Annotated in this window: 14 protein-coding genes; 8 read left to right on the forward strand and 6 right to left on the reverse strand. The window is 70.3% G+C overall.

What is annotated here, in order from left to right:
* The first annotated feature begins 39 nt into the window (after positions 1–39).
* From nhaA to ACPYN5_RS08670, 4 genes are all read left to right on the forward strand, one after another.
* Positions 40–1,332 carry a Na+/H+ antiporter NhaA gene (gene nhaA / locus ACPYN5_RS08655; protein WP_424448578.1) on the forward strand — a complete coding sequence of 431 codons (1,293 nt, stop codon included), beginning with the start codon at positions 40–42 and terminating at the stop codon, positions 1,330–1,332.
* 96 nt (positions 1,333–1,428) lie between these two features.
* Positions 1,429–1,983, forward strand: a complete 555-nt coding sequence (locus tag ACPYN5_RS08660; protein WP_424448579.1) for a MarR family winged helix-turn-helix transcriptional regulator — start codon at positions 1,429–1,431, stop codon at positions 1,981–1,983.
* A 74-nt stretch (positions 1,984–2,057) separates the two neighbouring features.
* Complete coding sequence (locus ACPYN5_RS08665; protein WP_424448580.1) at positions 2,058–2,309, forward strand: hypothetical protein; 252 nt, start codon at positions 2,058–2,060, stop codon at positions 2,307–2,309.
* 59 nt (positions 2,310–2,368) lie between these two features.
* Positions 2,369–2,686, forward strand: a complete 318-nt coding sequence (locus ACPYN5_RS08670; RefSeq protein ID WP_424448581.1) for a DUF7882 family protein — start codon at positions 2,369–2,371, stop codon at positions 2,684–2,686.
* A gap of 47 nt (positions 2,687–2,733) precedes the next feature.
* Here the strand turns inward: ACPYN5_RS08670 and ACPYN5_RS08675 are convergent, their stop codons facing one another.
* Positions 2,734–3,078 carry a DUF7882 family protein gene (locus ACPYN5_RS08675; protein WP_424448694.1) on the reverse strand — a complete coding sequence of 115 codons (345 nt, stop codon included), beginning with the start codon at positions 3,076–3,078 and terminating at the stop codon, positions 2,734–2,736.
* Positions 3,079–3,167: 89 nt separating this feature from the next.
* Here ACPYN5_RS08675 and ACPYN5_RS08680 point away from each other — a divergent pair, with 89 nt between their 5' ends.
* Genes ACPYN5_RS08680 through ACPYN5_RS08690 form a run of 3 tightly spaced genes read left to right on the forward strand, consistent with a single transcriptional unit; the run spans position 3,168 to position 4,693 of the window.
* Positions 3,168–3,308 carry a hypothetical protein gene (locus tag ACPYN5_RS08680; RefSeq protein WP_424448582.1) on the forward strand — a complete coding sequence of 47 codons (141 nt, stop codon included), beginning with the start codon at positions 3,168–3,170 and terminating at the stop codon, positions 3,306–3,308.
* Positions 3,309–3,318: 10 nt separating this feature from the next.
* Entirely contained in the window at positions 3,319–4,212 is an 894-nt protein-coding gene (locus tag ACPYN5_RS08685; protein ID WP_424448583.1) for a coiled-coil domain-containing protein, read from the forward strand.
* A 10-nt stretch (positions 4,213–4,222) separates the two neighbouring features.
* The gene (locus tag ACPYN5_RS08690) at positions 4,223–4,693 is read left to right on the forward strand and encodes a glutaminase (RefSeq protein WP_424448584.1); all 471 of its coding nucleotides are present in this window, start codon (positions 4,223–4,225) and stop codon (positions 4,691–4,693) included.
* Between the two features lie 37 nt (positions 4,694–4,730).
* Here ACPYN5_RS08690 and ACPYN5_RS08695 read toward each other — a convergent pair whose 3' ends face one another.
* From ACPYN5_RS08695 to ACPYN5_RS08715, 5 genes are all read right to left on the reverse strand, one after another.
* Positions 4,731–5,774: a YihY/virulence factor BrkB family protein gene (locus ACPYN5_RS08695; RefSeq protein ID WP_424448585.1), complete on the reverse strand. Its 1,044-nt coding sequence runs from the start codon at positions 5,772–5,774 to the stop codon at positions 4,731–4,733.
* Between the two features lie 126 nt (positions 5,775–5,900).
* Positions 5,901–6,476, reverse strand: coding sequence for a DUF3618 domain-containing protein (locus ACPYN5_RS08700; RefSeq protein ID WP_424448586.1), 576 nt, complete (start codon positions 6,474–6,476; stop codon positions 5,901–5,903).
* Positions 6,473–6,889, reverse strand: a complete 417-nt coding sequence (locus ACPYN5_RS08705) for a phage holin family protein (RefSeq protein ID WP_424448587.1) — start codon at positions 6,887–6,889, stop codon at positions 6,473–6,475. Before ACPYN5_RS08705 ends, ACPYN5_RS08700 begins: the two co-directional genes overlap by 4 nt.
* A complete protein-coding gene (locus ACPYN5_RS08710) occupies positions 6,879–7,706 on the reverse strand; it encodes a hypothetical protein (protein WP_424448588.1) in 828 nt (275 codons plus the stop codon). The genes ACPYN5_RS08705 and ACPYN5_RS08710 overlap by 11 nt, the downstream gene beginning before the upstream one ends.
* A 337-nt stretch (positions 7,707–8,043) precedes the next feature.
* Entirely contained in the window at positions 8,044–9,591 is a 1,548-nt protein-coding gene (locus ACPYN5_RS08715) for an HNH endonuclease signature motif containing protein (RefSeq protein ID WP_424448589.1), read from the reverse strand.
* 183 nt (positions 9,592–9,774) lie between these two features.
* Between ACPYN5_RS08715 and ACPYN5_RS08720 the strand changes: the two genes are divergently transcribed.
* Positions 9,775–10,062 (forward strand): WXG100 family type VII secretion target, encoded by a 288-nt coding sequence (locus ACPYN5_RS08720; RefSeq protein ID WP_424448590.1) that lies wholly within the window; start codon positions 9,775–9,777, stop codon positions 10,060–10,062.
* The last annotated feature ends 157 nt before the right edge of the window (positions 10,063–10,219 follow it).

Here is a 10,219-nt window from a genome sequence, read left to right on the forward strand (position 1 = left end):
CGTCGGCGAGCGTCGACGGAGGACGAGAGGTTCCCACGCATGTATGACGCACTTCCCCGCCGAGCCCGGCTCCGCCGGTGGCTGTCCCGTGAGACGACGGGCGGCGCGCTCCTGCTGGCGGCCGCAGCTCTCGCGCTGATCTGGGCGAACTCGCCGTTCGCCGATTCGTACCGCTCGCTCTCCGAGCTGACGGTCGGCCCGGAGGCGCTGCATCTCGACCTGTCGCTGTCGACCTGGGCCGCCGACGGACTGCTGGCGCTGTTCTTCTTCGTGGTCGGCGTCGAGCTCAAGCACGAGTTCGTCGCGGGGAGCCTGCGGCGACCGCGGGAGGCGGCAGTGCCGGTGATCGCCGCCGTGGGCGGGATGCTGCTCCCCGCGATCGTCTTCACCGCCGTGATCCTCATCTCGGGCGACACCGAGGCGCTCCACGGTTGGGCGATCCCCACCGCGACCGACATCGCGTTCGCGCTGGCGGTGCTGGCGATCTTCGGCCGGGGGCTGCCGCCGGGCCTGCGCACGTTCCTGCTGACCCTGGCGGTCGTGGACGATCTGCTCGCCATCCTGATCATCGCGATCTTCTACACCGCGACGATCAACCTCGCAGCTCTTGCCGTCGCACTCGCCACCGCCGCGGTGTTCGCCGTCGTGGTCCGTCGGCGGTGGGCGCGGTGGTGGATGCTGCTGCCGCTCGGTCTCGTCGTCTGGGGCTTCCTGCACGCATCGGGCATCCACGCGACGATCGCCGGGGTGCTGCTGGGCTTCGCGGTTCCCGCCCGCCCGCTGCGCGGCGAGAGTGTCGCGCGCACCGACACGTACGACGACCTCGTTCGTCCCTTCTCTTCGGGCATCGCGCTGCCGATCTTCGCGTTCTTCGCCGCCGGTGTCAGCGTCGTGGGAGCCAGCGACCCCCTCGCGGTCGTGGCCCAGCCCGTCGTGCTCGCCATCGTGATGGGTCTCGTCATCGGCAAGGCGACCGGGGTGCTGGCCGCGACGGCGCTCGTCACGCGCACCACACCCCTGCGGCTGCCCGACGGCGTCGGCATTCGCGATCTCCTCCCCATCGGGCTGCTGTGCGGCATCGGGTTCACCGTGTCGCTGCTCATCACGGGCCTGTCCTTCGCCGACGGCGTGCACACCGACGGTGCGCGTCTCGGGGTGCTCCTCGGCACCCTCCTGTCCGCGGCGGGAGCGGCCGTGCTGCTCAGCAGGAGCGCGCGTCGCGCGCGCGCCACCGCGTCGGACGGTCTGTCCGACGGCGTGTCCGACGCCGGGTCGACGGGCCCCGCGATCGACGGTGACGGCCCGGCGCTGGGGTACGACCGCGGCCGCTGATCGACCTGCGGTCGGCCCGATCGCACGGAACGACGGTCGCGTCAATGCCACGCGTGCCGCATGCGCGCACCCCCGAGCTCCGTTTAGGATGCCTGAGTGCCCGATGTCCCGACGCCCACGCATTACTGGTACCCGTCGGACGCGGACGATCCGGGTACCCCGCGTGAGCGCGGCATCGCGGTGCTCCAGGCTTTCCGCCTCTACCGGGCGGCCGAAGCGGCCATGCGCCGTCGAACGCGAGACTCGATGTCGATGGGTGAGAACGAACTGCTCGTCCTGCGCTACCTCATCAAGGCGCACGGCGACGGACGGCTCGTCGGCCCGACCGAGCTCTCGCGCTACCTGGGCATCTCGACGGCCTCGACGACGGCGCTGATCGACCGGCTCCAGAAGTCGGGCCACGTCACCCGTCAAGCGCACCCGAGCGACCGGCGCAGCGTCCACGTCGTGGCGACCGAGAAGTCGGACGACGAGGTGCGGGAGACGCTCGGCCGCATGCACGAGCGCATGATCGCCGCCGTCGACGGGATGACCGTCGAGGAGACGCGAGCGGTCATCGCGTGCCTCGGCCGCCTGCAGCAGGCGGTCGATGAGGTCGACCCGCACGAGCCCGACCCGCGCGCCGAGCAGGCCCGCGGCGACCGCGGCTGACGAGAAGCTAGGCAGCGGAGAAAGCCCGCAGATTGACATTCGTCCTGCGCTCGGCCGCGTGACAGCATGGGAACATGTGTTCCCTTCCGGTGACCCCGACCGAGGAGCGCTTCGCCATCGAAGGCCAGGTGGTGACGTCGTTCTCCGGCGTCGTGTCGCGCCTGGCCGCCGCGAATCCATCGATCGCCGTGACCGAGGTCGAGCGGGTCGTCCTCCGCGAGTGGGATGCGTTCAGCGCCGGCCGCCCGGTGGTCGTGCCGATCGGCGTCGAAGAGGGTGCCGCCGAGATGCTCGCGATCGAGGCATCCGCTGAGATCGACCGATAACGCTCGAGCATCCCGGTCCGTCGTTTAGTGGACCGACCGTCGCGCGTTAGGCTCGCTGCGTGGGCCGATTCATCTACGACACGCTGGGGAACTCCGTCGAAATCGACGACCGGACTCTGGCGCACCTGCGCATCGTCATCATGAACAAGCTGCGCCGTTCCGAGCCGTTCATGTTCGACATCGACCTGCCGCGCGGGGGTGAGCGTCGCAGCTACTGGATCCATCCGTCCGTGCCGCTGCAGTTCCACTTCTCGGGCAGCAGGCAGCCGCGCATCAACCGGCACTGGGTCGAAGAGCTGATGCAGGTCGCCAGCGGCCCCGCGGGCCTCACCCTGGTGCCCGAGCCCACCGACGACGGCGCACCCGAACTGGGCTGACGCCCGTCGCCTCAGGGGTCGCCGCCTCCGGGAGCCGTCCCGCCGGTTCAGGCGGTGGTGTCGTTGCCGGAATGCGAGATCGCGCCGGGGCCTTCGAGGTGCTCGGTGATGACCATGATGCCGCCGGAGGAGTTCGCGGAGTTCGCCATCTCCTCGACCCACTCGCGGCTGAGCGTGGTCGGTTCGGGGTCGTCGAAGACGAACCGCAGCGGGATGGACGGGTGCAGCCAGACGGTGCTGCGTCCCGTGGGCTCGCCCTCGGGGTGCCGCCACGAGAGCGTGAAGCTCTCGCCGCGCCGCAACTTGGTCGCGATGACCACCTTGAGGTGCGCCAAGGTGCGGTCTTCGATGTGGATCGGCGATGCGCCGTCTCCGTAGTAGATCGTGCCCACGAGGAACACATTAATCCGCCGGAGGGCGAACCCCAATCTGATTGTCAAGGCCTCGACGCTCGGTGGATCGCGGACCACAGTTGAGGTCGATGAGTATCGATCCCCGTCCCGAAGACGAGTCCGAGCCGCTGGGTCCCGGCTCGCTCGACGACGATGTGTTCGCGGATCTCCCGGCATTCGATGTCGTCGACGGCGAGTTGATGCCGCGCGCGTGTGATCGCCGTCGGTGACAATGGCGGCATGGCAGCGAACGGAACGCGGCGCGGCGACAGCGACCGGGCCGGCGACAGTGACCGTGACGCTGATCGCGATGCTTTCGACGCGGCGGCCGCCGACCTCCTGAGCGTGCCGCCGACGGGCTTCGTCGCCGCGCGGAACGAACGCGCGGCCGATGTCGGCGGCGACCTCGGCGCGAGGATCCGGGGGCTGCGGAAGCCGACCGTCGCCGCGTGGGCGGTCAATGTCCTCAGCCACGACGCGACGTTCCGCGAGGCGCTCGAGCTCTCGGCGGCGCTGCGCGAAGCGCAGGACGATCTGGATGCCGCCGAGCTGGCACGCCTCGGAAAGCAGCGGCGGGCGCTCGTCGCAGCTCTCGCACGCAGGTCTGCCGATCTCGCCGCCGAGGCCGACGTCACGTTGACGTCGGCCGCGCGCGACGAGGTCGAGCGCACCGTCAACGCCGCCATCGTCGATGCGGTCGCGGGTGCCGTCGTCAGCGCCGGCCGGCTCGTGCGCCCCCTCGAGCCGGGATCGCTGGACGTCGGCGACCTGGCCGACCGGGTCGCGGGATCGATCCCGGGTGCGCCCGAGCCGCCGCCGCGACAGCGTGACGACCTGGCCGAGCGCCGCGCGCGGCGCGAGGCGGACAAGCGCAGACGCGAGGCGCAGCGCGAAGCGAGCGAGGCGGCGCGAGCGCTCAAGCGCGTGGAGGAGCGTCAGGCGGCAGCGCGTGAGAAGGCCGACAGGCTGCACGAGCGGGTGGAGGAGCTTCGCCGGGATCTCGCGCGCGTGTCGGAGGATGCCGAGGCGGCGGACGCGTCGGTCGACGAGCTCGACCGGACCGTGGCCGCCGCTCGTGATGCGGTCGCTTCGGCGGAGCGCAAGGTGCGCGCGGCCGACGACGACGGTCAATAGCATCGACGGTATGGCGGCCTCTGCGACCGAGCTCATCGCCGACGCGCGTCGGCGGCTGGTCGGGGTGCCGCGCGAGCGGTTGGGCGTCCGGAGCGAGGGGCGACGTCTTCTCGGGTTCGGGCGCGCCGCCCGCATCCTGCCCGTCGGCGATGCGTGGCACCTGGGTGTGCTGCTGATCGCGGACGAGGAGGTCTTCGCGACGGGCGAGCTGCTGCGCGCACGCGCCGAGGCGATCCGCGGCTATACGGCCGAGGCGCAGCGGGCGCGTTCGGAGCGTGCTGCCGCCGCCTTCCGCGGTGGGTTCGCGGAGGGTGAGGCGGTGCACCTGGACTGGACCGCCGTCGATCTCGCGGCCGTCGATGCGGGCGGCGCGTCGGGACCGCTCGCGCGGGTGGACGATGTCGTGACCGTCACCTTCGCCCCGGGAGCGCGGATGCCGCTGGCCGCGTATCTCGACGACCGCATCGCACTGCTGCCCTGACGGCCGGGGCCATCAGGGCAGCAGTACTGCGATCGGGTCAGGAATCCGACTTGCCGCCGGTGCTCCGCAGCCGGTGGGCTTCGGCGCGTTCCTCGGCCTCCTGCTTCTCCATCTTCTCGATGCGCTTGGTGTCGCGCGGGGGCAGCTGGATGGTGTCTTCGGCGGGCATACCGGCCTGCAGTTCGCGGCCGCGCTCGAGCTCGGCGTCGAACTCGGCACCGAACAGCAGCGCGAGGTTGGTGATCCACAGCCACAGCAGGAACACGATCACGCCGGCGAAGGATCCGTACGTGCGCTCGTAGTTCGAGAAGTTCGCGACGTAGATGCCGAAGCCGAGGGTGGCGATGGCGAGGATCACGATCGCGATGACCGCGCCCGCGCTGATCCACCGGAACTTCGGCTGCTTCGCGTTGGGGCCGAAATAGTAGAGCACGGCCACGAGCAGCACCACGATGAGCGCCAGCACCGGCCACTTCGCGATCTGCCAGATCAGCACCGCCGTGTCGCCGAGACCGATGGCATCGCCGATGGCCTGGGCGACAGGTCCCGACACCACGAGCAGGACGAGCGCGATGACGATCAGCACGACGGCCAGCACCGTGACGCCCAGCTGCTGGGGCTTCAGCTTGATGAAGGGGCGGCCCTCGTCGATCTCCCAGATGCGGTTCATGGCTCGGCTGAACGCTCCGACGTAGCCCGAGGCGGACCACAGGGCCAGGACGATGCCGGACACGAGGGCGAAACCGGCCGCGGGCGAGGTGGCCATCTCCTCGATGGGCCCGCGGAGCGTTTCGGCCGTGCCTCCGGGCGCGACCTGTCCGACGATGTCGAGCACCGCGTCGGCGGCTTGCTGACCCTGCCCGATGACGCCGAGGAGCGAGAACACGGCGAGGAGGCCGGGGAACGCCGAGAGTACGGCGTAGTAGGTGAGGCCCGCGGCGAGGTCCGAGCTCTGGTCGCGGCTGAACTCGCGGACCGTGCGCTTGAGCACGTGCTTCCACGAGGGCTTTTCGACGTCGGTGATCGAGTCCGGCTTGGCCGGGTGCTCGGGGTCGCGTCCGTCGGTTCTCTGGTGGCTCATGTCTCTCCTGGGGGTCGGGCGCGTAACGGTCGGACGGTTACGCGGGGTGACGCGACCGCGCACCGGGTCGGCGGCTAACGCCGTCCCGGTGCGCGGATGGTGCTGCAGCTCGCGCTGCGGAGGGTGTCAGCTGCCGCTGACGTTGTCGCGGGCCTCCTGGGCGCGCTCGGTGACGTTGTCGACCCCGCCCTGCGCCTCGCCCTTGACGTGGGAGACCGCATCGGTCGCCGTGTCCTTGACGGCCGCAGCGGCATCCTGCACGGGCTCCTTCAGGTCGGAACCGACCTGCTGGGCGACGCTCTTGGCCTCGTCGAGGAGCGGCTGCGCCTGCTCCTTGACGTCGGCGGCGATGCCCTTCTCCTTGGCGGATGCCGGGATGAGGGATGCAACGAGCAGGCCGCCCGCGAACGCCATGAGCCCGACGGCGAGGGGGTTGCCCTCGGCCTTCGCGCCCACCGTGTGAGCGGCTCCGGACACGCTTCCGGCGACGGAGGATCCGGCGCCGTGGAGGGACGAGCCGGCGTCGTCGGCTGCGCCCATCACGCGATCGCGGACCGACCCGAGGGCGCCCTTGATCTTGTCGGTCTGGCGGTGGGCGATCTTGGAGGGCGTCACCTTGTCGACGAGGGCGTCGGTGTCTTGGCTCAGCTCGCGGCGCTTGCGCTCGATTTCAGCGCGAATCGCTTCCGGTGAATCGGTCATCGGTTCTCCTCATTTCTCTTCAGTGCGTCGGGGATCTTGCCCAGGGTCTCGGCGGTCTTCGGTGCGCCTTGCACCTGCTTGAGCTGCTTCCGCCCGGAGGTGTACAGCACGGCCGCGACGACGCCCCAGATGATGGCGACGATGACGGCCGACCAGCCGAGGCCGACGAGGTGTCCGAGTGCCCACCAGAGCGCGACGGACAGGAAGAAGATCGCCATGAGCGCCGCGTATCCCGCACCGCCCAGCATCCCGGCGCCCTTTCCGGCGCGCGTTCCGGACTGCTTGAGCTCGGCCTTGGCCAGGTTGATCTCCTGACGCATCAGCTCCGACAGGTCGCGCGTCACCTCACCCAGCAGGTCGCCGAGCGACGTGTTGGCCGCCTGCTGCTCGGACGGCGTGGGGTTATCGGTCATCTCGGGTCTCCCCGATGCCCTCGGTGTACGGCTCGTCGGCGGTGCGGCCGAGCGAGCTGTCGTACAGGGGCGTGGACTCACCGGCGCCGGTGACGCCGCCGATCGGCTCGTCGAGCGGAGCACCGACGGGAGCCGACGACGGAGCGGACGGTGCCGCCGGGATGCCGGTGGCGGCAGCGCCGGGCGTGCCGATCGGCACGTCGAGCGGAGCACCGACGGGAGCCGGGGTGGGCGCCGAAGGCGTTGCGGGCACGCCGGTGGACGCGCCGACCGACCCGCCGGTGGTGGCGGAGTCGTGCTCCTCCTTGGCACTCTCCGTGAGGGCACGCGTGAGGCGACCGGCGACGACACCGGCGATCAGGGCGCCCGCGATGAACACGCCGGGCTTGCGCCGGGCGAAGCTCTTCACCTCGTCGACGAGCGATCCGGGGTCGCGCTGCGACAGCCAGTCCGACGCGCCGTTGACGCGGCTCGACACCTGGCGGACCAGATCCGTTGCGACGCCGGGGTTCTCCGAGCCCTGTGCGAGCGAGTCGAGCTCGTCGCCGATCGAGCGAAGGCCCTCGGCGACGCGCTGCTGCTGAGAAGCGGCCTGCTCCGTGAGCTGCTGCTTCGACTGCGTGAAGACCTGCTTGGCCTGCGACTTCGCCTCGGCGGCGACACCCGCAGCCTCGTGCTTGGCCGTCTCGACGACGTGTCCGGCTTCCGCCTTCGCGGCGCCCGCGACCTCACCGGCTTCGTGCTTCGCCGTCTCGGCCGTGCCGGACGCTGATCCTGCCTGCGAGCCGTACGTCGGCTCACCATAGTTCTGCGACATCGGTTCTCCTCTCGGTACCGCATTGGTTCGTGGGATCTCGATGTAACGCCCGTCCCCGGCGTTCCGGCGCGGGGCTTGACGACGACGAAGCGCTGTGGGATAGACGCGCGATGCCTATCGGTGTGCTCGAAACGCCGATGTTCCTGGAACGGATGTCGGTGATGCTCGAGTTCATGCCGGTGAGGCTCGAACGGCCTCCGATGAACCGCGGGTCTGCCGAGGCGAAGTGCGGGCCGCCGTGCGTCGTGGCGCGCTCACTGCCGCCCCACGAGCACGCGGAGACGCCGCTAGCAGGGCGATGTCTCGCGCTAGCCGAATCCGGCTGGACCGGGACGCGTCAGAACGGAGGTGGCGCGTCCGGTGGCGCCGCTGCGCGGCCCGATAGGCCCGGTCGCGCCTGCTGGTCGGGTGGGAGATCGGCTCTGTCGGGTGGTTCGCCGATGGTGAAGGCGACGAGGGGTGGGGGTGCGTCTTCGCGGTAGATCCGCCCGGTCGGTGAGGTCCACACGAGCTTCCCGCCGGGGAGTTGTCGGAGGTGCCACCGGGTGTGGTGTTTGACGTCGTGGTGCCTCTTGCACAGGTGCGCGAGGTTGCACACGTCTGTGCGTCCTCCGTCGGATGCTGCCGTGGTGTGGTCGATTTCGCACCGGATGGCGGGTTGCCGGCATCCGGGGAACCGGCAGTGCCGGTCACGCGCCCGCAGCAGCCGGATCATCGCCGCCGTGGGCTTGTACGCGTCGCATTCGACGACGGTGCCGGTGACGGGGTGGGTCAGCAGCCGGTCCCACGAAGATGCGTTGCCTGCGAGCGTGCGGGCGGTGACCGCGTCGATGGGGGAGCGGCCGACCAGGTCAGCCGGCCCGTCGTCTAGTCCCATCAGCGTCAGCGCGGAAACCGCGACCTGCACATGCGCGCGGATCGCCCCGAGCGTTCCCCCCCCGTCACCGATGGCGGTGGGGTCCAGAGCCGGCGTTCCGGCGAGCAGGAGGTCGGAGAACACGTCCGCTCGGACCTGATCGATGGTGCGCGTGTCGCCCACGAACGACGACCGCTCCATGTCGGCCGTCCCGAACAAGTCGCCGGCGCCGAGGGCCGATCCGTCGGCAGCCGTGCCGGCAGCATAGGCGCCGACCGGGGCTTCCGCATCATCCGCACCGACCGCGGCGTCCACCGCATCCGCGCCATCCGCGCCATCCGCCGCACCCGCCGCCCCCGCGTGGGGCCGGGCGTTGATGATCTCCCGCGCTTGCCGAGTCAACCGGTCGACGATCCCGTCCGCGATCACCGTGGGCAGCGTCGCAATCAAATCAGACATCCCGTCCGGCCCCGCCTGGGTGCGAACGCAGCGCCCGGCTGCGGCTTCCTCATGGCGCTCCGTGAGCGTCCGCGGATGCAACCGCTGCGCGAGGAATTCCAATGAGGCCCGGACCCGGTTCGGCGTCTCACCCTCGCACTTCTCGATCGCGACCCGCTCGAACTCGCCCCGGGCGTCGGCGGGGATGATGCATCCCACATCCTGAATCACGCGCACGTGCCCCCGCACGATCCGGCCCGCCTCCCACGCAGCGAGGGTCAGCGGGTAGTTCTCCACGAGGTCACGGGCTTCGTCGATCCGCCGCTGCAGCGTCCGATCGGTGGCGACGAACACCCCGGCGAGCTCCGCCGCGATGCCTCGCAGCGCCATTTCGCGGGCCTTCACCTTCTCGGACGAGCCCGCCGTCTGCTTCTCGGCAAGCCGACCGGCCGCGGCGAGCACCCGCACCTCGCGGATCTGCACGGCCCGTGCAGCATCCGAGACACCTTCGGCATCTGCGACGAGTCGGGCGAGGGCGTCCAGGTCGCCGTCGCTTCCCATCCCGCCGCCCGATCCGCCGTTCGAATGCATGTTCGAATCTTGTCACGGACCTCCGACATCGCCTCGGGACTTTCCACAGGCCGAGCCGCCCCCGCGGCAAGGCTGATTCCGAGGTGGGGAGTTCTCCCCATCGACCTCGCGGGATGGTGGCCGATAGGTTTTGGGTGTCGGCTCCGGAGGGGGGTCGGGACATCTACTTTCAGGAGGGCCGTCATGGCTGATTTCGGTGCGTCTTATGCGGAGATGGAGCAGGTTGCGAACTCGCTGTCGCAGGCTCGTGATGACATTCAGGGTCAGCTCGACACGCTGAAGTCGCAGGTCGACACGCTGCTGGGTGATGACTTCAAGACGCAGCACGCGTCGGGCAAGTTCGGTGAGGGGTATTCCGAGCTCACCACCGGTTTGAAGAACGCCGTCGATGGCATCAACGACATGTCCGACTCGCTGCTGGGCATGATGCGCGCGATCCAGGACCTCGACCAGCAGCTCGCCGGCGGCTGACACCGACGCGACTCCGCCTTTCCGCGGCGCGGGCACGGACGACGTTCCGGCCCGCGCCGCTGCTCGTTGATCGAGCTCGGCCGGATGCTGCCGTCGCGGCCAGGCGCTGCGACCCGCGCAGAACGGACTCCTCCGGGAAGCTTGTCAAGGGCACCGG

The organism is Microbacterium arborescens (assembly GCF_049707515.1).
Classification (GTDB): Bacteria; Actinomycetota; Actinomycetes; order Actinomycetales; family Microbacteriaceae; genus Microbacterium; species Microbacterium arborescens_B.